General features: G+C 41.8%; 21 protein-coding genes and 2 pseudogenes. 6 read left to right on the top strand and 17 right to left on the bottom strand.

What is annotated here, in order from left to right:
- Positions 1–52 precede the first annotated feature (52 nt).
- From tolA to ybgC, 4 genes are read right to left on the bottom strand one after another with little or no spacing between them, the layout of a single operon-like run.
- A complete protein-coding gene (gene tolA, locus ACQY3F_RS05220; RefSeq protein WP_428353878.1) occupies positions 53–994 on the bottom strand; it encodes a cell envelope integrity protein TolA in 942 nt (313 codons plus the stop codon).
- A 7-nt stretch (positions 995–1,001) separates the two neighbouring features.
- A complete protein-coding gene (gene tolR, locus ACQY3F_RS05215) occupies positions 1,002–1,427 on the bottom strand; it encodes a protein TolR (RefSeq protein ID WP_428353877.1) in 426 nt (141 codons plus the stop codon).
- Positions 1,427–2,101: a protein TolQ gene (gene tolQ, locus ACQY3F_RS05210; protein ID WP_428353876.1), complete on the bottom strand. Its 675-nt coding sequence runs from the start codon at positions 2,099–2,101 to the stop codon at positions 1,427–1,429. Before tolQ ends, tolR begins: the two co-directional genes overlap by 1 nt.
- Positions 2,094–2,498, bottom strand: coding sequence for a tol-pal system-associated acyl-CoA thioesterase (ybgC, locus tag ACQY3F_RS05205; RefSeq protein WP_428353875.1), 405 nt, complete (start codon positions 2,496–2,498; stop codon positions 2,094–2,096). Before ybgC ends, tolQ begins: the two co-directional genes overlap by 8 nt.
- Positions 2,499–3,000: 502 nt before the next feature.
- Between ybgC and ACQY3F_RS05200 the strand changes: the two genes are divergently transcribed.
- The gene (locus ACQY3F_RS05200) at positions 3,001–3,486 is read left to right on the top strand and encodes a hypothetical protein (RefSeq protein WP_428353874.1); all 486 of its coding nucleotides are present in this window, start codon (positions 3,001–3,003) and stop codon (positions 3,484–3,486) included.
- Positions 3,487–3,571: 85 nt separating this feature from the next.
- Here ACQY3F_RS05200 and ACQY3F_RS05195 read toward each other — a convergent pair whose 3' ends face one another.
- A complete protein-coding gene (locus ACQY3F_RS05195) occupies positions 3,572–3,796 on the bottom strand; it encodes a hypothetical protein (RefSeq protein WP_428353873.1) in 225 nt (74 codons plus the stop codon).
- A 612-nt stretch (positions 3,797–4,408) separates the two neighbouring features.
- Here ACQY3F_RS05195 and ACQY3F_RS05190 point away from each other — a divergent pair.
- Complete coding sequence (locus tag ACQY3F_RS05190; protein WP_428352976.1) at positions 4,409–5,770, top strand: IS1380 family transposase; 1,362 nt, start codon at positions 4,409–4,411, stop codon at positions 5,768–5,770.
- A 230-nt stretch (positions 5,771–6,000) separates the two neighbouring features.
- On the opposite strand, the gene ACQY3F_RS05185 is transcribed toward ACQY3F_RS05190, so the two are convergent.
- The 9 genes and pseudogenes from ACQY3F_RS05185 to ACQY3F_RS05145 all read right to left on the bottom strand — a co-directional run.
- Entirely contained in the window at positions 6,001–6,669 is a 669-nt protein-coding gene (locus ACQY3F_RS05185; protein WP_428353872.1) for a glycosyltransferase family protein, read from the bottom strand.
- Positions 6,666–7,190: a phosphatase PAP2 family protein gene (locus ACQY3F_RS05180; protein WP_428353871.1), complete on the bottom strand. Its 525-nt coding sequence runs from the start codon at positions 7,188–7,190 to the stop codon at positions 6,666–6,668. Before ACQY3F_RS05180 ends, ACQY3F_RS05185 begins: the two co-directional genes overlap by 4 nt.
- Before the next feature lie 418 nt (positions 7,191–7,608).
- Complete coding sequence (gene ltrA, locus ACQY3F_RS05175) at positions 7,609–8,922, bottom strand: group II intron reverse transcriptase/maturase (protein ID WP_428353786.1); 1,314 nt, start codon at positions 8,920–8,922, stop codon at positions 7,609–7,611.
- A 1,313-nt stretch (positions 8,923–10,235) separates the two neighbouring features.
- The gene (locus ACQY3F_RS05170) at positions 10,236–11,027 is read right to left on the bottom strand and encodes a hypothetical protein (protein WP_428353870.1); all 792 of its coding nucleotides are present in this window, start codon (positions 11,025–11,027) and stop codon (positions 10,236–10,238) included.
- A 215-nt stretch (positions 11,028–11,242) separates the two neighbouring features.
- Complete coding sequence (locus tag ACQY3F_RS05165) at positions 11,243–12,604, bottom strand: IS1380 family transposase (RefSeq protein ID WP_428352976.1); 1,362 nt, start codon at positions 12,602–12,604, stop codon at positions 11,243–11,245.
- 92 nt (positions 12,605–12,696) lie between these two features.
- On the bottom strand, positions 12,697–14,097 hold the full coding sequence (locus tag ACQY3F_RS05160) for a hypothetical protein (RefSeq protein WP_428353869.1): 1,401 nt from the start codon (positions 14,095–14,097) through the stop codon (positions 12,697–12,699).
- 355 nt (positions 14,098–14,452) lie between these two features.
- Entirely contained in the window at positions 14,453–15,808 is a 1,356-nt protein-coding gene (gene gor, locus ACQY3F_RS05155; RefSeq protein WP_428353868.1) for a glutathione-disulfide reductase, read from the bottom strand.
- A 288-nt stretch (positions 15,809–16,096) separates the two neighbouring features.
- Entirely contained in the window at positions 16,097–16,831 is a 735-nt protein-coding gene (locus tag ACQY3F_RS05150) for a DUF3124 domain-containing protein (protein WP_428353867.1), read from the bottom strand.
- A gap of 11 nt (positions 16,832–16,842) precedes the next feature.
- Positions 16,843–16,974, bottom strand: a pseudogene (locus tag ACQY3F_RS05145) (MarC family protein); the annotation flags it as partial.
- Between the two features lie 111 nt (positions 16,975–17,085).
- Here ACQY3F_RS05145 and ACQY3F_RS05140 point away from each other — a divergent pair.
- On the top strand, positions 17,086–18,447 hold the full coding sequence (locus ACQY3F_RS05140; RefSeq protein WP_428352976.1) for an IS1380 family transposase: 1,362 nt from the start codon (positions 17,086–17,088) through the stop codon (positions 18,445–18,447).
- Between the two features lie 208 nt (positions 18,448–18,655).
- On the opposite strand, the gene ACQY3F_RS05135 is transcribed toward ACQY3F_RS05140, so the two are convergent.
- The 3 genes and pseudogenes from ACQY3F_RS05135 to ACQY3F_RS05125 form a co-directional block, all read right to left on the bottom strand.
- The gene (locus tag ACQY3F_RS05135; protein ID WP_428353866.1) at positions 18,656–19,165 is read right to left on the bottom strand and encodes a MarC family protein; all 510 of its coding nucleotides are present in this window, start codon (positions 19,163–19,165) and stop codon (positions 18,656–18,658) included.
- Positions 19,166–21,205: 2,040 nt separating this feature from the next.
- A protein-coding gene (locus tag ACQY3F_RS05130) for an ISAzo13 family transposase (RefSeq protein ID WP_428352995.1) occupies positions 21,206–22,401 on the bottom strand; the annotation gives its coding sequence in 2 pieces (ribosomal slippage) (positions 21,206–21,594 and positions 21,594–22,401; 1,197 coding nt in all).
- 66 nt (positions 22,402–22,467) lie between these two features.
- A pseudogene (locus ACQY3F_RS05125) lies at positions 22,468–22,801 on the bottom strand (hypothetical protein); the annotation flags it as partial.
- A gap of 691 nt (positions 22,802–23,492) precedes the next feature.
- Between ACQY3F_RS05125 and ACQY3F_RS05120 the strand changes: the two are divergent.
- The 3 genes from ACQY3F_RS05120 (at position 23,493) to ACQY3F_RS05110 (ending at position 24,648) form a co-directional block, all read left to right on the top strand.
- The gene (locus ACQY3F_RS05120; RefSeq protein ID WP_428353865.1) at positions 23,493–23,978 is read left to right on the top strand and encodes a Crp/Fnr family transcriptional regulator; all 486 of its coding nucleotides are present in this window, start codon (positions 23,493–23,495) and stop codon (positions 23,976–23,978) included.
- Positions 23,979–24,118: 140 nt separating this feature from the next.
- Positions 24,119–24,271, top strand: coding sequence for a hypothetical protein (locus ACQY3F_RS05115; protein WP_428353864.1), 153 nt, complete (start codon positions 24,119–24,121; stop codon positions 24,269–24,271).
- A gap of 62 nt (positions 24,272–24,333) precedes the next feature.
- Complete coding sequence (locus tag ACQY3F_RS05110) at positions 24,334–24,648, top strand: Crp/Fnr family transcriptional regulator (RefSeq protein ID WP_428353863.1); 315 nt, start codon at positions 24,334–24,336, stop codon at positions 24,646–24,648.
- Positions 24,649–24,660: the final 12 nt, after the last annotated feature.

Here is a 24,660-nt window from a genome sequence, read left to right as displayed (position 1 = left end):
TTTAAATTAATCACGTTCACTCATTTAATAAATTCATACTATGCAAGAAGCACTATTTATCCGGGGAAAATTCCAGATTAAAGCTTCTAAACCTTTTAAAAATATTCGCATCTTTAGGCACGGGTAAAGGTGAAGCTTTGCGCACCGCGCGTTCTGCTGAATTATCGAATAATGGATTACCACTACTTTCTACAATAACCACCGACATAACATCACCGCTTGCAATCAGTCCTATTCTAATCTTACATTTTAGATTGACAGGTACTGAGCCGGGTCGATTCCAGTTTTGCGTTATTTTACGCTTTATTAATGCAGTTGCATTCGCCGTTGCCTGCTCGGCAATTCTAGCATTTTCTGCTCGTTGTTTATTGAGTTCTGTTTGCCGGACGGCCTCAAGACGTAACTTTTCCGCCTGGGCTTTTTGTTGTTTTTCTGCAGCAATTTTCTTCTGCTTTGCCGCTTCTTTTTTAGCCGCGTCCTGTTTGGCCTTTGCTTTTTTTCGCTTTGCTTCAGCCACTCGCTCGGCTTCGGCTTTACGTTTTTTGTCTATTGCGCGTTGTTTTTCTTCGGCCTCGCGCTGCTTTTTGATTTTCTGCTGCTTTTTCTTTTCTAGGGCAAGTTTTTGCTTAATCGATTGTAATTTTTGCTGTTCTTGCTGGGCTGCTTTTTTAAGCTGCTCAGCCTGTTTTTTTGCTGCTTTTTCTGCTTGTTGTCGCTGTGTTTTTAGTTTCTGCAACTGCTGTTTTTCTTGTGCTAATTTACTTGCGTACGCTTGCTGCTGCTTTTTTTCCCGTTGCTTTAATTCCTCTGCTTTCGCAGTCACTACACTCTCATCCAGAATAGTTGCTTGGATAATTGCCGGAGCTTCTTTTTTCCTGGTTAGCGTAGGACTATCTTCGGGAAGACTAAATGCGAATAGTGCAATAATGCTTAAATGCAAGCTTAATGCTAGTAGAAAGGAAAGAAAATATTTACCCATAGCTGATGTTTTCAAAATCCGTCTAAAAATTTTCCGTCATTAAACCAACATTAGGCACTTTCGCTTCTTTTAAGGCGGCCATTATAGTGACGATTTTTCCATATTCAACTTCTTTGTCCCCACGAATATATACCTGCGTTGCCGGTTTATTTAATCTGACTGCCTTAGTTAAGTGTAACACTTCAGTAGCAGAGACGGGGGCATCATCATCTTCACCATTACCTAAATCAATATAAAACAGGCCTTCTTTAGTCACCGTAATAATAACCGGGCTAGGTAAGTCTTCCAGGCTTATATCCTTGGCATCTGCCTGGGGTAAATCCACATCAACGCCTGATTGAATCAAAGGTGCAGTGATCATAAAAATAATCAATAAAACCAGGGTCACATCGATATACGGCACGACATTAATTTCCGCCATAGGTTTTCTACGTGAGCGTTTAGCCATTATGCATGCGCCTGTCGCTGTAATAAGACAACAAACTCATCAATAAATAATTCATATCGCCCTGATAAACGCTCTATTCGGGTAGTAAAGGTATTATAGGCTATCACAGCAGGAATAGCGGCGAATAAACCTATAGCTGTTGCCACCAGCGCTTCGGCAATACCCGGGGCAACTTGTGCCAGTGTTGCCTGTTTTGCAGTGGATAAGGAACGAAAGGAATTCATAATTCCCCATACGGTACCAAATAACCCGACATAAGGACTGGTTGAGCCGACTGTCGCTAAAAAAGATAAACTTTCATCCAGCTTATCAAGTTCGCGAGCAAGTTCTATACGCATAGCGCGTTGTGCATTATCTACCTTTTCAGAAGGCAGTACGCCATTTAGTTTGTGCATGCGTGAAAATTCTTTATAGCCAGCAACAAAGATTTTTTCCAGCCCTTCTGTCTGTGTTCCTTGCGCCGTTAATTCTGTGTATAAGCGGCTTAAATCGCCCCCCGACCAGAACTTGGATTCAAACTCTTCAGTAACTCTGACTGCTCGTTTTAACTCTTTACGCTTGGCGATAATAAAGGTCCAGGAAATTACCGATGCCATTAATAAAAGCAGCATCACCAGCTGTACGACTACGCTGGCCTGGGTAATTAAATAAAAAATTGATAAATCGTTATTCATAGCTTATGGCTTGTTTGAGAGCATCGGGAATTAATTTTGGGCGTAAGCTTTCTGAATCCAGACAGCCAATACGAATACTTGCTGTATTTAAGAGATCGTCATTGCGGGTGATTGTTTGTTCAAAAGTTAAACTAGCACTTTTAATCTTGCTTAAAGAAGCGGTCACATTGAGCATTTCATTAAATCTGGCTGGCTTTAGATAATCAACCTGTACCGAACGGACGACAAATATAACCGCCTGTTGTGTGATCAACTCATCTTGCTCAAAGCCCATGTCACGTAACATCTCTGTTCGGGCACGTTCATAGAATTTCAAATAATTGGCATAAAAAACTACGCCCCCCGCATCGGTATCTTCATAATAGACACGTACGGGCCAATTAAAAACCTTACTCATTGATATCTTTACATTCCATACTTGATAAATACTATAACTCGTCTCAACCGGATCAGGGTTCTACTTAAAAAAATCATCCAGCCAAAAAACTGACTATCTGACTGGCAATATTCTAGCTTAAACATCAGCATATAATAAGCAAAATTTATTCCATAGTCATAATCACCAGAATCCGTTCATTTCTATTCAACCTAAAAAATCAGTTGCCCACAATTTCTTGGTTCAAACCATGCCTATCCGGTTAGCACAGGTTATATGGATCTCGCCAGCTTCGGATGTGCCTGCCCGCTTTCGTACAAGCCCTCTAAGTCGGTGCATCCATCCGGGCGGCTGTCTCCAGCAGACTGTTGAGTGCAACCAGCAGCAAGAGCCGGAGGTTGAATATGAACCTCAGAGGATCAACCTGTGTCAACCGGATAGGCATGGTTCAAACAATATTAGCTATCGTGTTTATTTGCTGTTAATTTATGCTATCAATTTCAACATAAAATAAGAATAATAAATGATCCCTAATATTATCGACATTGAAGCTTCGGGTTTTGGCGGGACTAGTTACCCCATTGAAATTGGGATTGTCTTAAGTAGCGGTGAAAAATATTGCAGCTTAATCAAGCCAGAACTTAACTGGACTCACTGGAGCGAAGAAGCCGAACATGTTCATCATATTAGCAAAGAAATATTACAACAAAGAGGTAAACCTGCGCTTCAAGTTGCAATAGCTATAAATGAATTTCTAGAGGGTAAAACGGTCTATAGCGATGGCTGGGTGGTAGATAAACCCTGGTTAATAGAACTTTTTGCTGCCGCAAGAATAAACAATACTTTTTGCATCAGTGCACTGGAATTTATCCTTGATGAATACCAGATGGAACACTGGCACAAAACAAAAATAGAAGTCATCAAAGACCTTAGCTTAACTAGGCACAGAGCCAGTAGCGACGCGTTTATAATTCAGGAGACTTATCGCAGAACAAAAGCCCATAACTGAGAAAGGGCAGGATTGTTTTCTTTCTCGACTTGAAGAAAGCTAACGACCTGCCCTAACATCCAGGTAAATACCAGAACAAACTACCCTAGATCTGTATATTTAGCCCTAGTACCGTAGCCGCCAATAGTAAATAACAGGTAACGGCTAAACCCGCATGACCAAGAATTAAGCCTTTTTGCACTTTACCTGTCTTGAAACGTCTGGAAACTGCCAGAAAACCCAAGACCATGATAACCACAACCATCGTAATATTCACGTATACCCGGTCGTCTCCTGTCAGTGCTGCCCCTATTGCGAGCAACGCACCCAAACCAGCCATACCTGCATGAAGCATATAGACAGGCGAGATGTGGGGCGTCCCCTGAACAGGTCAATAGCCATCAGCAAACCAACAATAGCTGCTACCGTAAAGGCACACAGTGAGGCAATTAAAAATTGCCATAATTTTATTCATCCTTAATAAGGAACGCGCACGAAATAACTTAAGCAACTGGCTTGTCTTTTTATCCGTCTTCTGCGTTGTAGAAACTGTTACGTAGCTGGCTATGTGCCTGTTTCTACGTCTTGAATACGAATAAAAATCCTGCGCCAGATGCTCAACTTATTCCATGCGCGTTCCTAAGTTACTGGGAAATATTTTTAACTCACTTTTGTTACTGGAAGAATATCATTTGCAAAAATTTAGGTTTATTGTGTGTATTCACATGATTTAAAACTTCTCATGTATAGATAAAAAAATGCCCTTTCACTCAGCCCCCCTGAACCTAGAAAAATCAAGTAGCTTTGATTAATATTGACAAAACGGCATAGTGCAAATAACTATCACCTAAATCCTGCAAGCATTATACATAATAATCCACAAAACTCCTTATTAAACAATGATATAATATCATTTTCCTGATTTCACTATCTCATTGTTTTAATGAAGCCCTCTAAAGTATCAAAATCCTCATCTCACGTAAGAAACCGTACCCGAACGGTAAAAATGACATCTACAGCACATGGATTGACAAGCCAGGCGGGACTGATTCCCGTCGTGAAATATTTAGACAGGATAGGTTTTGAAAAAACCGTAAAACAAAGCGTTCCACATCGGCGGGGTGAAAATGCAGACCATCACTTATCTGATGTGGTTCTATTGACGTTGGTTGGCATGATGGGGGGAGCAACATCAATGGCAAAGGTGACGACCGTATGGGCAGATAGCGTACTGCGCAAAGTAGCTGGCTGGATAAAGATTCCTGTTGAAACCACAATTTTACGGATCTTTAAAGAAGTAAGTGATAGGCAGATAAGCCAGTTTGAAACGCTCACGCATACTTTGCGTGGTCAACACTGGCGGCGATTGCTTCGTTCCGGAAAATCGAAAACTGGCATACAATCCGTCCAGTGGGTCGATGTCGATTCAACTGTGGACACCGTTTGTGGTCGACAAGAAGGAAGTGCCAAAGGCTTCAACCCCAAAAAGAAAGGTGCCCGTTCATACCATCCACAACTCGCTTTTCTAGCGGAAACAAAAGAAATTTTACAAGCCTGGTTCCGGACAGGCAATGCCTTTACAAGCAATGGTGTTGTAGAATTTACCAAACAGTTACTTGCACACTTGCCCAATCGGATGCGCATTATTTTTCGCGGTGACAGTGGTTATTTTGTCGGTGATTTGCTTGAATTTCTCGATACCAGAGGGCATGGGTATCTAATAAAGGTTAAACTTAAGAATTTGAACGCATTGCTGGCCAAACAGGCCTGGACAGCCATACAAGGCCGACCCGGTTGGGAGCAGAGCGAGTTTCAATATCGTTGTGGTGGCTGGTCTCGCTCTCGTCAGTTTGTCGCGGTCAGGATAAAGCAACCTAAACAAGTGACAGGACCTCAGTCCGAGCTTTGGGATACGGCAGAATATGACTATTTTTGTTATGTAACAACTGAACCTCTATCGCCTTGGCAAACACATAAGAAGTATGGTGAACGAGCGACGTGCGAAACATGGATTGAAGAAGCAAAATCACAAATGGGTTTAGGTAAAATCAGAACGAATCAATTTCTGGCTAATGCCGCATTATTTCATTGCGCCGTTCTTGCCTACAATACCGTGCGCTGGATGGCTCAATTGAGTGGCAACAAAACGTTGTGCCAATGGGAGCCGGATACACTTCGTACTTATCTGATTCGGGTGGCTGGAAAATTACTCACAGGCAATAATCAGCTGAGAGTCAGAACACCTGCAGGTCCGCTCTATCCACAGGAATGGGATGATTGGGTTAAGGTGGGGTTACTCGCTTAACATTAACCGAAGTTAAGTCACTTTGATTAAAAGGTCATGGCACGTTGGCAGGGTGTTTATTGCCTTGGGCTCGGGGGATATCCATACGATACAAAAAATTTCCTCTATTTATGATTTAAATCTGGATATTTTGATCGGTTGGACAAAGAGGGCTGGCAAAGCGGCAGTAAAAACCTAATAACCACTTAGCTAGACAGGTTAATGAGAGTCAAAATATGGGCTTGCAGGATTTAGGTAATATGTTCATATTTACTTTCCACAGGGACCGGTGAATAAACATGAAATTGAAAATTTTTAAACGGGCATAAATGCCTGATTACTTCATGCTGAATTTCAAAGGGCAAATAAACAACAATTTTATTTTTTACAGTACTTTTAGGGAAATCTGGAGTATCAATAATAGGCGGCAAAATAGGCTGATCAAAGTGATGCCAATGCAACCCAATACCGGTACTTACGGGAGCAAAATTCTTTATCACCAGATCGGCCAGTGGATCGGATCCGGTACGGGGAATATCATGGCCAAAAGCATATTGATGACCAATACCCAATACTTTTACTTTTTTGGTTTTACCCGCCCAAGCTGTTACTGGTTCAAAATCACTAATCACCAGATCATAGGCAGATAAATCTAGTCCTTTAACATCTTTGACAAAGGTTATGGGTTTAGCTTGCAACACAGACTTAATATAATTCACCTGACCTTTATCTGTATTAAAAGTCAGACCTTCCTTATGTTGATAGCCATTAAAAACCTGCATATCAAAAAACTGATCACTAGGGCGACCGGTAAACTGAAAATCGACATCAAACCCAGCAGCAAACAATTCCTTTGCCATCACTCTCGCACGCGTAATATGACCGTTACCGGTTCCCTGTACTCCATAAAATATTTTCATAAAATTATTTGATTTAAACTATAGGTTGCGGCACTAATACCAAGAATCATTCCCACCAAAGTATCAGTAGGAAAATGCACTCCAAGCACCACACGGGAAAATCCGACTAATGCCGCCCAGAGTAATAAAGGTAATAACAAGACAGGAATAAAGAAGCCGGAAATAATCGCCACCATAAATGCGGCAGAGGTATGCCCGGAAGGAAAGCTGAATTTATCAGAAGGTGTGACCAGACTATGAAATTCTTTTATTGCAGCCTGCGGGCGGTTGCGCTTAAAACCGTTTTTCAGTACAAAATATATCGGCCGTTCCATTAAAAAAGCCAGCAGCAGTGTTTGTAAAAAAGGACTTTGCCAGCCATCTTTAAAATACAGTACAGTGACTAAAAGCAAATATAAATAACCATCCCCCGTTCGTGATATATAGCGCGCTGCTGTTGCAAGATTATGATAAAAGCTTGCATTAATAAGGCGGTTGAACATAAAAACATCATACTTATGCACAGAATAGATCAGTTTCATTTTTCTTACCCCTCAGTAACAATAAAAAAGCAGTATTATTCAATTTCTTATCGCGTATTTATTTCAAACTGAAAGGATAGTGATCTTGTATGACAAATTGATGAAGGTTTTTTGAAGCTTTTATGACAAACGTAAATACTCTAATGCTACTATTTAGTGGCTTATATTTTGTACTACTCAGTCTGTAAAAATGCCAAATAATTACTTGATTACCCACAACTCTCAGCTAGACTCCGTCATTCCAGCTACCATTTTAAAACGGGACAAAGCAATGTAGGCTGGGTTAGCTTATCTAACGAAGCGCAGATAACGTAACCCAGCACTTTACGTATACGGGGCTTTGCTGGGTATCGGGTCAGAGGAGGCCGCAGCCTCCGTCTGCCCACAGCACCGTGCGTACGGGTCCGTACACGGCTCCTCACGCAAGACTTATCCATTGAGAAACCTCAAACCAATGCTTCACCCTTCGGTCAGATCGTATTTCCTGCCCTTTCTCTTTTATAAACCAACTATTCGGATAGGCTTTCGTCACTGCTCGCGCATTTGATAACACCCACCGTTTGTTGTTTGAGAATACGGCATTCCCTGCTTGTTTTCGCGGTACTCCTCGTTTGATCAGTTTTCGATACAGGTGCTTTTTCCTCTTTTGTTGATCCACTATCCTTGATCGTAATCGTCGCCTTATATGCGCTTCAATTTTCTTTAGTTGCGCGGGGTAATAGGTCAAACTGTAGTAGTTTGACCAACCCACGTACCATTGATTGATCTCGTCTAGTGTTGTTTCCAGAGTCTGATGAGTGCCTCTTGGGGTCAGTTCTTTGACTTTATCCATGGCGGATTGCAGGGCTTTATGCGCAATCGCAATCGTCCCGTCTACCACGGTAAATCCCAAAAACTTGACCTTCTCGGATTTGGCCACTTGGCTTTTATCCCGATTCACTTTCAGTTTTAGCTTCTTTTCGATAAATTGGCTGACTTTTTCCATGACTCTATCTGCCGCTTTTTGCGATTTGACAAAGATGTTACAGTCGTCTGCGAATCGACAAAACTCAAGTCCGCGTTTTTCCAATTCCTGATCCAGTTCATCCAGAACTATGTTGCTCAGTAAAGGGCTTAGTGGACTTCCTTGTACCGCCCCTTCTTCGCTTGAGGTAACGACACCCTTTATCATGACACCGCTTCGCAACATGATCCCTACGAGACGAAGTATCCGTTTATCCGATACTTTCTCTCCCATTCGGGCTATTAACCGGTCGTGGTGGATTCGATCGAAAAACTTCGATAAATCAATATCTACCACATAGGGCTTACCACTTTTTATTATATGTTGAGCCATTTGCACGGCTTGGTGCTGACTTCGTCCTGAGATAAAGCCGTAACTATGCTGTGAAAAATTCCGCTCAAAAATAGGGTCTAGTAGTATTTTCATGGTTGCTTGTACCACTCGATCTCGTACCGTCGGTATGCCAAGTAGTCGTACTCCCTGGCCTTGCGGCTTAGGTATTTCTACTCGACGTACGGGCGAGGGTTTGTAAGTCCAGTCTGTCAGTTCCTGTTGCAGCTGGCTTAGCTCTTCGTCTAAACTGGCTTCAAAGTCCACTATGCTTATCCCGTCTATTCCAGGCTTGCCTTTGTTCTTCTTTACCTGTTCAAATCCTATAGTCAAGTACAATGTTGAGCATAGGTTTTCGAAAAGTCTTGGTTCCTCTTCAAATAGGTCTCTTTGGTTCATTTTACTCTTTCGTTTGCAGTGGTCTTTCATGCATCTCGCACAATCCATTCGTTCACAGTATACGTTGTGAATAGTGAGTTGCTCCTTTCAGGCAGATGTCATACCACCAGTCTATAATCAACGGCCGTGACCGCTTACGTGTTCCGCCCTTCACCTCTAACACCCTGTTGCTGATTCGATGTTTTGCCCTCATCCATGTCACCATGAATTCATCGGCACCGAACTTTACGATTACTATGGCTTCATCTGAAAACCCTCGGTCCATAACGACTACATTGCTGCAGCGCCTAGGGCTTAAAGAGTCGCAGTTACTCCGACCCAAATCCGACGGCTCCTCACTGGGTAAGATAGTCACCCGTTTCTCAATCTACCTACCTTCAATACGACAACCCGTTACGGTGAGAATGTCGGGCTTTGGTGGTTGCAGACACCTTACCCCCTGATTGCCGCCTTACAAAGGTTCACTTTCGCTTAGGTGATTGATTTGGCTAGAGCTTCCTTCAGATTCCGCATTGGCTCTCTATAACCGTGGTTCCCTGTTGGGTAGCTATGGAGAGTTTCTTTGGACACCCTTGCTTTCGCCTACTTCTTCCCTTCTCACAGGGCAAAGGCTGGACTTTCACCAACTAGCTGACTATCATGCCAGTCACACTACGTTTTTTTACTTCGTTAAAAAAATCTAACCCAGCCTACGGTGTCCCGCCTTAAGTGCGTAGCCGTGATTCCTGCATGCTTTTAGCAGGGATCTCGTAGGTTAAGCATAGATTCCCGATAAAGCTTGTGCCCACGCTTGGCTGGGTAGACTTTCGGAATGACGAGTTTTTTAATATACTGTTTTTAATGTTTTATTCTCTTATGGCTGAGAGTTGTACGTAATCAGGAATAATTATCTATTTATCAATGATTTGGAGCGCAGGCTTTATCTTGTTTTCCATGCAGGCTAAAGCCTGTGCCCCATTAAACCTAGAAAAATCAGTTGCTCACGGTTTCTAGCACAAGCTCTTGATTCCACAGAGCTTCCAAAAAATGTCCGCTTAACCTATGGGTGAAGCTAAAATTTTTGAAAGTGTTATATTAATTCAATATCTTGCACTATAAATTCGCGCTCAACTGATTTTTCAGGTTAAATAAATACGCTGAGTAGTTACTATAGTTTTTAGCATTAATATTAACGTACGTAACCTACATTCTATTAAAAAAAACCAAAAGGGTCAGACTCGATTGAAAACAAAACCAATGAAAATTGTTAGTTTCCATGCCAGAAAATAGCCGAAACCAGCGATTCAATATAAGATTTAAGGTTCATTGCTTATTTACGGCTGCTGCACTGGGCCTAGTAATGGTGTTTTAACAGGTGCAGCAAGTCCAATAAATACGACAATTTCATGCCCGCCCGGGTTCTCTAAACCTGGAGGAAGCAAGCCAATTTCTTCATAGTTATTAACTACCCAGACATTACCTGAAGGATCTATTTGAATGCCCGTAACGCGCTTCAAGGCATCGCTGGCATAACCAGCATCTAGCGAAAAAGGCTCACCCGTACGCACTCCCGGTGGACAGTTTTGCTCTTTTACCCCGCATAATTGCATAATTCGCTTGCCTGCAAAGTTAGCCACCCAGACATTGTCTTTGCCATCGACAGCAATGCCCCAGGGCCATCGCAAACCGTCTCGCGGCATATCGATAGTTTTACCGAAGGTAGTTACCTCGCGCTTCTCACCTAGATGACGAATCAATGTGACTGCAGCGGTTTTATTCCTCGAACCATCAGGGCCAATCACATCATCCTCAGAAAGAATGGCAGGACAAGGTGGGTTAGGCCGTCCGGCATCGGCAAACCATAGATTACCCTCGCTATCCGCAGCAATTCCCATCGGTCGTTTGATATTTTCCCCTGAGATATAGTCGCCTACTTTTATACCATTGTGATCTAGCTCAAGCACATTACGCGTTTTGTTACCCGTCACCCAGACATGCCTCTGGTGATCTATTGCAACAGCAAATGGTTTGTCAAAATCTCTAGCTGGAAATAGGTAATTCTCGACCCTATCAGGATCACCTTGTGGATAGCGAGTGATACTACTACCTAAATCCTGCAAGCCCATATTTTGACTCTCATTAACCTGTCTAGCTAAGTGGTTATTAGGTTTTTACTGCCGCTTTGCCAGCCCTCTTTGTCCAACCGATCAAAATATCCAGATTTAAATCATAAATAGAGGAAATTTTTTGTATCGTATGGATATCCCCCGAGCCCAAGGCAATAAACACCCTGCCAACGTGCCATGACCTTTTAATCAAAGTGACTTAACTTCGGTTAATGTTAAGCGAGTAACCCCACCTTAACCCAATCATCCCATTCCTGTGGATAGAGCGGACCTGCAGGTGTTCTGACTCTCAGCTGATTATTGCCTGTGAGTAATTTTCCAGCCACCCGAATCAGATAAGTACGAAGTGTATCCGGCTCCCATTGGCACAACGTTTTGTTGCCACTCAATTGAGCCATCCAGCGCACGGTATTGTAGGCAAGAACGGCGCAATGAAATAATGCGGCATTAGCCAGAAATTGATTCGTTCTGATTTTACCTAAACCCATTTGTGATTTTGCTTCTTCAATCCATGTTTCGCACGTCGCTCGTTCACCATACTTCTTATGTGTTTGCCAAGGCGATAGAGGTTCAGTTGTTACATAACAAAAATAGTCATATTCTGCCGTATCCCAAAGCTCGGACTGAGGTCCTGTCACTTGTTTAGGTTGCTTTATCCTGACCGCGACAAACTGACGAGAGCGAGACCAGCCACCACAACGATATTGAAACTCGCTCTGCTCCCAACCGGGTCGGCCTTGTATGGCTGTCCAGGCCTGTTTGGCCAGCAATGCGTTCAAATTCTTAAGTTTAACCTTTATTAGATACCCATGCCCTCTGGTATCGAGAAATTCAAGCAAATCACCGACAAAATAACCACTGTCACCGCGAAAAATAATGCGCATCCGATTGGGCAAGTGTGCAAGTAACTGTTTGGTAAATTCTACAACACCATTGCTTGTAAAGGCATTGCCTGTCCGGAACCAGGCTTGTAAAATTTCTTTTGTTTCCGCTAGAAAAGCGAGTTGTGGATGGTATGAACGGGCACCTTTCTTTTTGGGGTTGAAGCCTTTGGCACTTCCTTCTTGTCGACCACAAACGGTGTCCACAGTTGAATCGACATCGACCCACTGGACGGATTGTATGCCAGTTTTCGATTTTCCGGAACGAAGCAATCGCCGCCAGTGTTGACCACGCAAAGTATGCGTGAGCGTTTCAAACTGGCTTATCTGCCTATCACTTACTTCTTTAAAGATCCGTAAAATTGTGGTTTCAACAGGAATCTTTATCCAGCCAGCTACTTTGCGCAGTACGCTATCTGCCCATACGGTCGTCACCTTTGCCATTGATGTTGCTCCCCCCATCATGCCAACCAACGTCAATAGAACCACATCAGATAAGTGATGGTCTGCATTTTCACCCCGCCGATGTGGAACGCTTTGTTTTACGGTTTTTTCAAAACCTATCCTGTCTAAATATTTCACGACGGGAATCAGTCCCGCCTGGCTTGTCAATCCATGTGCTGTAGATGTCATTTTTACCGTTCGGGTACGGTTTCTTACGTGAGATGAGGATTTTGATACTTTAGAGGGCTTCATTAAAACAATGAGATAGTGAAATCAGGAAAATGATATTATATCATTGTTTAATAAGGAGTTTTGTGGATTATTATGTATAATGCTTGCAGGATTTAGGTACTAACATTCCGGTTAGTTCCAGCTACTGGCTGGTTAGAACAGTTTGCAACCCAAATATTACCCGCCAGGTCTGAAGTAATACCTTGCGGCTGTAGTAAATTACCAGATCCATCATAACCATAACCGCCGGGAATATTGTTTTGCGGGTCACCATCAGGGAGTGAAAGCCTTTCTCCTTTCGAGCTAAATCTTGAGACACTTACCGCCAATAATTCAGGGTCCTCAGTACAGTTAGGTGTCTTAAAACCGAAATTAGTTATCCAGGCACTATTATCCGGACCCACAGCAATACCAAAGCCTGAGCCGTACAGTCCACCTGAATTCAACCCACTGCCATCATTAGTACCGTAAGGAGATCCCGGAGCATTGTTACCCGTGGGTGTTAATTTGTATACTTGAGTACTACCACACAGAGGAGGCTCTGGCGTTTGTTTGTCACTGAACTGAAAATTATTATTTATCCAGACATTACCCTTGGCATCAAATGCCAGGTTCCCGGGGCCGCTTAACTGTCCATCTGCTTTATAACGAACTGCTAATATCCAGGCATTCGGTGTCACATTATTAACTTTTGGAACGTCTGGTTTCAATCCCGGGCGTAGTGCAGGTTGATATTGTGTTGATAACAAAGAAACAATAAATCGTTCGACAACTTGTGAGCCAGGATTTTGCGCTATGATGGTCATCGCCGCAAAGGTGTTTTCTGGTTCAGGGCCACGCGGAGGTTTTGCAGCATTAAACAAGGCAGTACAATTTTGCGCATCTTGTATACAGGCATCCAACATATTTGCCAACGAATTAAAAATCTGCAAAGTAAACGTCAAGCGTCCATTAGGCTCTGTCTTGAGTAATTCGGTAGCTTCACCGTTACTCAAATCAGCCAGGTTTTGTGCAATACCCGCCGCATTTTTCAATCCCGGATTCTTGCCGCCTATGTTTTGTCCATTCGTATACTGCGCCATTGCATAAGCGGTAGCAACTGTACTAGGTGGGGTGATATAAACTTCCGCTGGAATATTTGAACTATCCAGAACTGCGGCCAGTTTAATCGGACTTTGACTTGGCCCGCGCTTTTCTCCTTCCGCTATCAGGTACAGCACAGGACCTGATTTGTGCATATTATGTCGTGACTGCTTTTGTGCTTTCGCATGCAATGCATAGCTGATAGCGTAATGCCCATTCTTATCAGTCGTCGTTTTACCTAGAAGCATGCCCATGCTAACTCCTGCCCTGTATAAACTTACCTCAGCACTTTCAATAGGCGTTTCGCCACTCAAAACATAACCCGAAATATGCTTTAATCCATGTTCATTGACATGCGCAGACACACTTGAGCCAAAACAGAGGCATAATGATAGGCTAATAAAAAAGCTTCTAAAGCGATGGATATACATTACAAAGTCCCTTGAAAAAATTGAAATATTGAGCACTTATTTTTATCTCTTAGTTCAACTAAGGAACCTGGAAACAAATAACCATCCAACTTTTCTGGTCTTTTTGTCCGTCATTAGCACTGTAGCAATAGTTTCGTAGCCAGCTGTGCGCCTATTGCTACAGCACTAATGACAAACAAAAATCCTGCCCAAATATTGGACGCTTATTTATTTCCAGGTGCCTAAATAAGTGCATCTTGTTTTTTGCACTTGAAGTTTATCCCATATTTAGTCTTATGCAAATGCAGCAAGGTTTTTCTATACTTAAAATGAAACACAGTTCACAGTTTTACTCTCACAGATTAGCTTTTAAGACTTATTTACTGATCGGTGACCGCATAGTCACAAATTCTTCTGCCGCAGTCGGATGAATTCCAATAGTAGAATCAAAGATAGCTTTAGTCGCACCCGCACGAATAGCAACCGCTATACCTTGGATAATTTCCCCTGCCTCAGGACCCACCATATGTATACCTAATACTTGATCCGTACTACGCCTGACTATCATTTTCATCATGGTTTTCTCATCTAAACCAGATAGTGTATGTTTCATAGGCGTAAATACGGATTTATAAACATCAATATCCGCATGCCGGCTTTTGGCTTCGGCTTCGCTCAGCCCTACAGTGCCTACATTTGGTTGGCAAAACACAGCAGTCGGAATATTATCGTAATCAACAGGGGTATATTGCTCAGTATATAACTGGTTTACCAGGGCCATAGCCTCTGCTGTTGCAACCGGTGTTAAATTCATGCGATCAGTCACATCACCCAGAGCATAAATTGAAGTAATATTGCTTTGGTAGTGTTCATTAACTTTTATAGCGCCTTTATTATTCAGCTCTACACCTAGGTCTTCTAACCCTAAACCAGAGGTATTTGGCGAACGGCCCGTAGCATATAGGATTAAATCAGGTTCCAGAGTTGGCCCCTGATCCGTTTGTGCAGTAAAAGAATCACCATTTTTCGTAATGGCCTTAATTTGCGTGTTAAACAAAATATTAATGCCTTTTTTCTGCATTTCAGTTGCGACAAAATCGCGGATATCTTCGTCAAAGCCACGCAATATTTTATCGCCACGATAGCAAAGGGTCGTCTCTACACCTAAACCATGCATAATCCCGGCAAATTCAACGGCAATATAGCCACCACCAACAATAACCATACGTTTGGGAAATTGCTGTAAGGCAAACATTTCATTTGAGGTGACCACAAACTCTTTACCCGGAATATCAGGCACCGATGGCCAGCCTCCCGTAGCAAGCAGAATACGCTCACATGTAAGTAATTGCTCACCCACTCGAACCGTATGTGCGTCTACAACACTGGCCTGCTGTTCATATAAGGTCACGCCCGAGTTATTTAATAAGCCTTCATAAACACCCTGTAAGCGCCCTATTTCCTTATTTTTCTGCGCCATCAAATGTGCCCAGTCAAATTCAGGCTGAATACCAGACCAGCCAAACCCCGCTGCAGCCCTAAAATCCTCACGAAAATGTGAGGCATACACAAACAGCTTTTTCGGCACGCAGCCAACATTGACACAAGTGCCTCCCAAGTAACGGTCTTCAGCAATAGCCACACGAACCCCTAACCCAGAGGCCATCCGCGCTGCACGTACACCACCGGAACCAGCACCAATGACAAACAGTTCATAATCATATTGAGTCATTTAAATTCTCGTAAAGAGTTGTATTAAAAAGGGCCAGACGATTTGTATAATTCTAGAAACATCTGTTTAGCGCGAATTTATAGTGCAAGATATTGAATTAATATAACACTTTCAAAAATGTCCGCTTAACCTATAGGTGAAGCGGACATTTTTTTGGAAGTCCGGTGGAATCAAGAGCTTCTGCTAGAAAACGTGAGCAACTGATTTTTCTAGGTTTATATTCGAGGATAAGTTATTTATCAGTGTTACGAAAAATAATTAGGTTGTACTCGACCAAAAAAAACCCAGCTATTCACTTTTTGAAACCAAGGGAACCCGCTGACTCTTGTTTATTTCTCTTCCAGAACTAGTAAAAGACATGCCTTGAGTTCCAGTAGAACCAGCCATCACAGCTTCGATAACAGGTGAATTGGCCTTTGAATTTTCTGCCCAATTGACAATAAAATTCGCACCTGCACCACCGCGCGCATCAGTCTGACTAACAAAAAAATGCGTAGATGCCATGGGCTCCAGAAGATAAGGCACAGGAAGATAATTTTCGATTAATTTACCCGCCGTATTGTAATAATTCACTGTCTTTACCACGAGTGGATATTCAAAGTCAGTGTTGCGTATACTTAAAGTGATTGCCAGATTCAACTTGCCGCCTCCGGCAACAAAAATTTCCGAATATACAGGGACATAAATACTCTTTTCTTGAGTGAGCGTTAGATTATTATCCTTTAAAGGGTAAAAGAATGAACTATCTTCCATACTATTTGCAGGTAACACATCTTTACCTAGTTTTAAATCATCACAAGCCGTTAATACAAAACTGCAAAGCAAAGATACTAATGTCCGTCTACAACTTAGGGATGAGGATTTAATAATATCCGCAAGTATGACGCAGAATTTTGGCTTCACAGTCGTGTTAGAAACACAGGCGCATAGCAGGCTACGCAACTGTTTTTCTGGCGCGGCTGTGGAGTCAAAAGACAAGTCAGACTCGGGTATTATTGAATTGTCGTTCCTTAATGTCATCATTTTGGCTCCCTTTAAACAGACTGAAAATACTGTTTCAATCCTGATAAGATGTATTCTGTTGCTACAGTAGCTAGAATCAGCCCCATCACACGACTGATAATACCCGCCCCCGATTTACCAATAATACGTAAAATCCAGCCCGCACTTAATAATAATACCTAAATCCTGCAAGCATTATACATAATAATCCACAAAACTCCTTATTAAACAATGATATAATATCATTTTCCTGATTTCACTATCTCATTGTTTTAATGAAGCCCTCTAAAGTATCAAAATCCTCATCTCACGTAAGAAACCGTACCCGAACGGTAAAAATGACATCTACAGCACATGGATTGACAAGCCAGGCGGGACTGATTCCCGTCGTGAAATATTTAGACAGGATAGGTTTTGAAAAAACCGTAAAACAAAGCGTTCCACATCGGCGGGGTGAAAATGCAGACCATCACTTATCTGATGTGGTTCTATTGACGTTGGTTGGCATGATGGGGGGAGCAACATCAATGGCAAAGGTGACGACCGTATGGGCAGATAGCGTACTGCGCAAAGTAGCTGGCTGGATAAAGATTCCTGTTGAAACCACAATTTTACGGATCTTTAAAGAAGTAAGTGATAGGCAGATAAGCCAGTTTGAAACGCTCACGCATACTTTGCGTGGTCAACACTGGCGGCGATTGCTTCGTTCCGGAAAATCGAAAACTGGCATACAATCCGTCCAGTGGGTCGATGTCGATTCAACTGTGGACACCGTTTGTGGTCGACAAGAAGGAAGTGCCAAAGGCTTCAACCCCAAAAAGAAAGGTGCCCGTTCATACCATCCACAACTCGCTTTTCTAGCGGAAACAAAAGAAATTTTACAAGCCTGGTTCCGGACAGGCAATGCCTTTACAAGCAATGGTGTTGTAGAATTTACCAAACAGTTACTTGCACACTTGCCCAATCGGATGCGCATTATTTTTCGCGGTGACAGTGGTTATTTTGTCGGTGATTTGCTTGAATTTCTCGATACCAGAGGGCATGGGTATCTAATAAAGGTTAAACTTAAGAATTTGAACGCATTGCTGGCCAAACAGGCCTGGACAGCCATACAAGGCCGACCCGGTTGGGAGCAGAGCGAGTTTCAATATCGTTGTGGTGGCTGGTCTCGCTCTCGTCAGTTTGTCGCGGTCAGGATAAAGCAACCTAAACAAGTGACAGGACCTCAGTCCGAGCTTTGGGATACGGCAGAATATGACTATTTTTGTTATGTAACAACTGAACCTCTATCGCCTTGGCAAACACATAAGAAGTATGGTGAACGAGCGACGTGCGAAACATGGATTGAAGAAGCAAAATCACAAATGGGTTTAGGTAAAATCAGAACGAATCAATTTCTGGCTAATGCCGCATTATTTCATTGCGCCGTTCTTGCCTACAATACCGTGCGCTGGATGGCTCAATTGAGTGGCAACAAAACGTTGTGCCAATGGGAGCCGGATACACTTCGTACTTATCTGATTCGGGTGGCTGGAAAATTACTCACAGGCAATAATCAGCTGAGAGTCAGAACACCTGCAGGTCCGCTCTATCCACAGGAATGGGATGATTGGGTTAAGGTGGGGTTACTCGCTTAACATTAACCGAAGTTAAGTCACTTTGATTAAAAGGTCATGGCACGTTGGCAGGGTGTTTATTGCCTTGGGCTCGGGGGATATCCATACGATACAAAAAATTTCCTCTATTTATGATTTAAATCTGGATATTTTGATCGGTTGGACAAAGAGGGCTGGCAAAGCGGCAGTAAAAACCTAATAACCACTTAGCTAGACAGGTTAATGAGAGTCAAAATATGGGCTTGCAGGATTTAGGTAATAATAATAATAAAGTAATCAACAATACTATTAACATTGCAGAAGCGGTAACCACCTGACTATAGAGGTCATAGTGGGTATTGTCTGTCAAAACCACCACAGCAAGCATAGCTCCTGGTGATGCAATAGAGGGCATAGCAAGCGGAAAAACCGCGCAATCCATCCCCGCTTCTAATTCCATCTGCTCTTCCTGTTGCGGTTTAGACTCACCAAAAATCATAGTAAGCGCAAACAAAAACAAGATAATTCCTCCAGTAATCTGAAAAGAAACCAGTTGAACATCTAACGCTTCCAGTAAAGTCTGACCTACCGATAAAAAAAACATCAGGATTAATGCGGCAAAGGCAATAGCCTTAAATGCGGTTTGTCTGCGTTGTTTTGCAGTTAAGTTTTTTGTTACTGAAATAAAGACAGGAATCGTACCAATAGGGTCAATAACGACCCAAAGGCCAACTAAGTCTGCAAGAATAAGTTGCCACATAAAATTTGTTCCTATTGGGTCATTAATGTTTATCCTAGAAAAATCAGTTGAGCGCGAATTTATAGTGCAAGATATTGAATTAATATAACACTTTCAAAAAATCTTATATTCACCCGTAGGTTAATCGGAGATTTCTTGAAAGTGCTGTGGAATCAATAGCTTGTGCTAGAAAACGTGAGCAACTGATTTTTCTAGGTTTATATTGTTATTAATTTAATTCCTGAAACAATCGAGTATCTTCTCTTAGGTAACTGGAAATAAATAAGCGTCCAATATTTGGGCAGAATTTTTGTTTGTCATTAGTGCTGTAGCAGTAGGCGGTCGGGGTAGAAATACGGCGCGCGCAGGCTTAGGCCAATAGTTTATCCATGGTATCCTCTGTTTCCAGATTAGTAGCAAATAGCTATTGACCATACATCACGTTTCCGCAAGCCCCCCTACGATCCCGGACGGTCGGTTTTCCCGAGTCCGGTTCTGACCTTGATTAATACCTTCAGTCGCCTTCCCAAAGAGCATGAAGCTTAAGTGTTGACTCACATACACCCCTCTGCTCCTTGATTTACTTCCAAGGTTACCTCTAATATGTTCCTCGGCCTTACATTGTCCGAGTACTCAAGAGGCTATCAAGCGCCCAGAGTCCCTTTGCATGTTCAAGGCGTTATCTTTCACACCGAGGCATCCAGCACCCCGTCAGCAGGAGTTACCCTGCCTTCATCGCTCATACGAACTCATGCGACAATCCTAAATCCTCCTTATGCCTACGGAATTAACCTTGAACATAAGGTCTTTGCAGGTTGCTGTCAACCCCTGCTGGAAGTAGGATCTTCCCGACGTTATCTCTACAAACCTTTCTCTGCGTGCAAGGACCCCTACCCCGGCTGCTCTCATGGTGCATTTACCCGTTTCTTCCCACAAGACAACGGCCTTCCCAGCGCTATGAACTGGTCGGCGCTTGGCAATAACCCACACTGCAACTTCTGTGTGGCGTAGTTTTCGAGGCTGCAGTCATTCTCTAATGTTCCAGCCCGCAGATTTGCTCGCCCCCCAAATTGCTCCTACCGCAGAATTTCTCAACTCCAGGCAGTCAGGGCTTTTACTTCCCCGCATATTTCAGTCTGTTACCTCGCTGAACAGGGGATATACTAACCGTCCGTTATCGGGCAACTGACGGTGAAAGGACTTTCACCCTCCAAGATTTGCAGCCTTGTCGGCCGCTCCCATAGCTGGCTACGTAACTATTTCTACAGTGCTAATGACAGACAAAAAGACTAGTAAAGTTGGATGATTATTTGTTTCCAGGTGCCTTATTCTTCGTGCTAGATAATTGGCGAGATTGATCAAGGCTTTGATTTTATTTCTCCCTGAAGAACTGCAAATGGAATTACAAGACACTCTGTTTTGGTGAGTGCAATAATATCTGCCGAACATATTTGACCGCTAACTAATGATACCTCACAAAAGCACACTCCTGCGACCATTGTGGTTAACCGAAATCAATCTATATCAGCCTTTTCTACTGCAACTTCTACTTCACCTAGAACCTAGAAAAATCAGTTGAGCACGAATTTATAGTGCAAGATATTGAATTAATATAACACTTTCAAAAAATTTTAGCTTCACCCGTAGGTTAGGCGGACTTTTTTTGGAAGTGCGGTGGACTGAAGATGTTGTGCTAGAAATCGTGAGCAACTGATTTTTCTAGGTTGAAGAATAAAAAACATTGAATCTGCCGAATCTCTATTGTGGCAAATATATTCAACCGTACTAAAGCACACTAAATTACCTGAGTGTTTAGATATTCAAGTTCATGCTACTCCATTCCGGCACTTAAAAACTACTTTTCCAATGCTTTTCTAGTTCACTAACTTAACCCACTACCCTCCTGATCATTCAATAATACCTTATTCTCACACCATTCAAGTACTCTATCAGTATCGCTAAAATTGTAAAATTAAAATTGTTGATTAGTTTACTGGAGCTTCTTAATCCTCTTTTTAAATGGCTATGTCACCGTTAAGGGAGATGGAAAGAAAGAAATAATCATCCAGAACAACCAGGAGAAATGGTCAAAAACCATTTCTCCAACGATGGCATTCGGTCAACAAACTGATAATACGTCTTCATTGCTTTTTTACCTACCTTTACTCCTGTTTCATATATTTTTTCTGTTAATTTAACAATAGGTGCTTTGCCATTGTAGGTCATACTTTTGGCAAATTTTAAAGTTGTTTCAACTGTATCCATTATGTCGCCACTAATATGATTTTCATAGGCTCCCCATACTCGTTCAATTGGGTTATATTTACTATGATAAGGAGGGTAGTAGGCCAGTTTTATCTTTATGTTGCTTTTTTCAGCAAACTCCACAAGCCTTTTTATAAACTGAGTTCTGGAGCTACTGTTCTCCATACCATTGTCAGCGTGTGTGTCAGAATATCTACTCCATATTTTTCTTGAATTTCTGGCCAAATTTCTTCCAATCGGTCAACGATGAAATCACTGCTGGCATAGCCTGCTGTAAAGAAAAGGAAAAAATCATCATGTTCAGGCAGATAAAAACCAAAAGGAGTTAACTTTTCCTTAACATCTAAATCATGATCCTCTGCTTTTGTTAAAACCCGATTTCGTCCTCCCCGTGAAAAATTTCCTATATTCATTCTTGCTTTGGCATCAATTGATATACGAATCTCTTTTGGGTTGATATCTGCCATTCCATTGACTGAATGAACTTGTTCAAAAATTGCATCCGTTTCCTTGATTTTCTTATGAGGCTTTGTTTTTTGTACCTTTTTTGGATGGTAACTCAGGTCATTTAATTTTGTATTGATAGTTTTTGAGCAAGGTAATGTTTTTTCATCGTAATAATCAATCTCCAGTAAACGTTTTCTAACTTCTTTAGCCGTTAGCCGGGTATATAATCGACAGGAATTAAAAGAGGGATCCGTTTGACACTCCGGTTCAGCAATTTTTTTTATGTCATCAAGTAGATGAGGAAAATGCTCTTCACTTTTATTACGCCCTCTCGCTGAAAAATTATCTTCTATGGGCTGAGTTTCAAGTTCATATTGTCCTTTTCGGATAGTGCCTCTATTCCATCCTAGTTTTTCTTCAGCAATACTTGCACCACCTGAGCCTAGTAGCTCCACCGTTTCAGCCATGAATATACGACGTACCGAGCCTTTTAAACGATGGGCTGTATTTATAATCCAACCTATAATGCTATCTGTTAATATCAACAAGCTTATCTGCCTAGTGTGAGAATAAATTCAGAATTCATTATTATAAATTATTGAGACACAAGCTTACTTCGTTTGGATGATTATTTCTTTCCATCTCCCTAAGTATTGAAAATCACCCAGAGCAGAATGCAACAATTTCTCAGGAGTTATATTGTGATTCTGATCCAGAATTCTGCACCAACCTAAATAATTAGGTAAATACTTTGTTGCTACACCATGAAAGCAGTGGTGGTATGCATTTACGTTTTGTATATGATAGGCTCCTTTGGTCACCCGCTGCCCTTGACTCATATTCACGATTTCATGAGATACTTTTTCAGTTTACAAAATGCAGCATAAATTGACTGCCATCACCAACAAGGAGGGCATCCTGGTCTAGTATTAGCTTTAAATGAGTGTAACTACTCAGACAAGCTGAGTAGTTACAGCAAAATAAACTCTGTAGGATGGGCAAAGGGCTTCATCCGTGCCCATCAACGAAAACATGATGGGCACGTCGTACCTCCTTTGCCCATCCTACAAAAACGCTTGTTCCATCAGGGTGTTTTTTATCAAATACCTGCTTTTCTGGTGCCTGGCTGGGAATATACAATCTAATTTCGTAACTATCAGATACGCTGAGTAGTTACAAATGAGTAAGCAATGATTTTGAAGATATTTTTCATAATATTATTTTTGTGTTGCACTTTATTCATGATGTCGAATCATTCCATTTACAGGATCCTGGCAATTCATTTGTAAACACTATTCAGCAGGATCCTGAAAAATTTACCAAGGTAAAAAAGTCTTATTAGATAGCATTATCAAGTTTGTCGAATATTCTATCGAACAAAACAGACTCAACCTAAGGTATTTATACCTTAATCAACTATACTACTGCCAAGTCACAGCACCCTAAAATGACACCCGAAATTAATTTAGAAAAAGCATAACCTAATTTCAGTATTAATAGTGGGTATTTTATAGCTCTATCACTTGACTGATTTAGATAAGCACAGGATACTATTTAAAAAATACATCAAGCTCTATTGCTGCGAAATATATCTCAAGTATCAGCATTGAACCCGACCTTAAGTCTCAGGATTAAAATGAATGATATTGAAGCTAGCCTCCAAGAATTTCCGTTAATATCTCTATCTAGTGGAGAATTTCTGTTAACTCAGGGGGAAAAAACTGATTGCTTATATTTTTTGCACAAAGGTGCTGTCAAAATTCTAAAAGATGGCTATGAAGTCGCCAAAAGAACTGATAATGGTGCGGTATTAGGTGAAATGTCGATCATGCTCGACATAGAACATTCTGTTTCTGTGCAATGCGTTCAGGACTCAAAGTTTTATTGTATAGAACAACCTCGGAAATTCCTTGAAAAACACCCCAATGTTATCTGGAATATAGCCCAGATACTTTCTCTAAGGCTATATAACCTGACCCAGTATCTGGTAGATGTAAAATCCCAGTATGAAGGCCACGACCCTTTGAATGTGGTAGATGAAGTGCTGGAAGCTTTGCTAAACGCACAGCAATCCAAAGTCCTGAAAAGAGGAGAGAGTAATCGCGATACACCGGATTACTGACCGATGTCTAATCCAGTTGCTTAATTTCACTCCCCGCAAGTGAATTCCATTCAGCAAGCATCGCTGTTAGATCGACAGTCATATGCGCGGATATATCGCCGAAATGACTACCTGAATAAACTACCCCGCCGCCAGCAGACGTGCTATTAAACACTATTTATGCAGGGAAAATGTTGGGTGAAATTGCCTGTATAAATAATATAGAACGCTCGGCTACAGCAATTGGTCAATGCACCTTACTCGCCATCAAGCAGAATGATTTCCTAAAACAAAATCCAGAAGTTACCATTTAACCTAGAAAAATCAGTTGCTTGTGCTAGAAAGCGTGAGCAACTGATTTTTCTAGGTTTAACTATTGAAAGTCTTATGTCATAAGCTCATAGATACCAGCGATAGAGTCGAAACGGTGGGCTTATTGCCGGTTACCATGAGTCTGTCACGGTTATTATTAAAGGCTGCAAAACAATCAGGTCAACAAACTCAGAATGGTTTGTTTATCGACTGGAAAAAATCACAACAGGTGATAGGCAATGAAATAGGTGTCACGCGTGAAAGTGTTAATAAACAATTAAACCAGTGGAAAAAACAGGGCATCCTATCTCTAGGTGGTCAAAGCCTGAGCATTACAATTCATGATTTGGATGCTCTGCAAAATATTGCCGATGGTTAACCCCCCGTACTT

This window comes from Methyloprofundus sp., from assembly GCF_965251085.1.
In the GTDB taxonomy this organism is placed as follows: domain Bacteria; phylum Pseudomonadota; class Gammaproteobacteria; order Methylococcales; family Methylomonadaceae; genus Methyloprofundus.
Note: the sequence above shows the minus strand (reverse complement) of the source record. Positions and strands in the feature narration are given on the sequence as shown.

What these genes read in the sequence shown, in the direction of transcription:
- ACQY3F_RS05165 (WP_428352976.1), bottom strand. Translation starts at nt 12,604, where the DNA reads ATGAAGCCCTCTAAAGTATCAAAATCCTCATCTCACGTAAGAAACCGT.
- ACQY3F_RS05200 (WP_428353874.1), top strand. Translation starts at nt 3,001, where the DNA reads ATGATCCCTAATATTATCGACATTGAAGCTTCGGGTTTTGGCGGGACT.
- tolR (WP_428353877.1), bottom strand. Translation starts at nt 1,427, where the DNA reads ATGGCTAAACGCTCACGTAGAAAACCTATGGCGGAAATTAATGTCGTG.
- ACQY3F_RS05120 (WP_428353865.1), top strand. Translation starts at nt 23,493, where the DNA reads ATGAATGATATTGAAGCTAGCCTCCAAGAATTTCCGTTAATATCTCTA.
- ACQY3F_RS05190 (WP_428352976.1), top strand. Translation starts at nt 4,409, where the DNA reads ATGAAGCCCTCTAAAGTATCAAAATCCTCATCTCACGTAAGAAACCGT.
- ACQY3F_RS05150 (WP_428353867.1), bottom strand. Translation starts at nt 16,831, where the DNA reads ATGATGACATTAAGGAACGACAATTCAATAATACCCGAGTCTGACTTG.
- ACQY3F_RS05135 (WP_428353866.1), bottom strand. Translation starts at nt 19,165, where the DNA reads ATGTGGCAACTTATTCTTGCAGACTTAGTTGGCCTTTGGGTCGTTATT.
- ACQY3F_RS05180 (WP_428353871.1), bottom strand. Translation starts at nt 7,190, where the DNA reads ATGAAACTGATCTATTCTGTGCATAAGTATGATGTTTTTATGTTCAAC.
- ACQY3F_RS05140 (WP_428352976.1), top strand. Translation starts at nt 17,086, where the DNA reads ATGAAGCCCTCTAAAGTATCAAAATCCTCATCTCACGTAAGAAACCGT.
- ACQY3F_RS05170 (WP_428353870.1), bottom strand. Translation starts at nt 11,027, where the DNA reads ATGGGCTTGCAGGATTTAGGTAGTAGTATCACTCGCTATCCACAAGGT.
- ACQY3F_RS05185 (WP_428353872.1), bottom strand. Translation starts at nt 6,669, where the DNA reads ATGAAAATATTTTATGGAGTACAGGGAACCGGTAACGGTCATATTACG.
- ybgC (WP_428353875.1), bottom strand. Translation starts at nt 2,498, where the DNA reads ATGAGTAAGGTTTTTAATTGGCCCGTACGTGTCTATTATGAAGATACC.
- tolQ (WP_428353876.1), bottom strand. Translation starts at nt 2,101, where the DNA reads ATGAATAACGATTTATCAATTTTTTATTTAATTACCCAGGCCAGCGTA.
- ltrA (WP_428353786.1), bottom strand. Translation starts at nt 8,922, where the DNA reads ATGAACCAAAGAGACCTATTTGAAGAGGAACCAAGACTTTTCGAAAAC.
- ACQY3F_RS05160 (WP_428353869.1), bottom strand. Translation starts at nt 14,097, where the DNA reads ATGTATATCCATCGCTTTAGAAGCTTTTTTATTAGCCTATCATTATGC.
- gor (WP_428353868.1), bottom strand. Translation starts at nt 15,808, where the DNA reads ATGACTCAATATGATTATGAACTGTTTGTCATTGGTGCTGGTTCCGGT.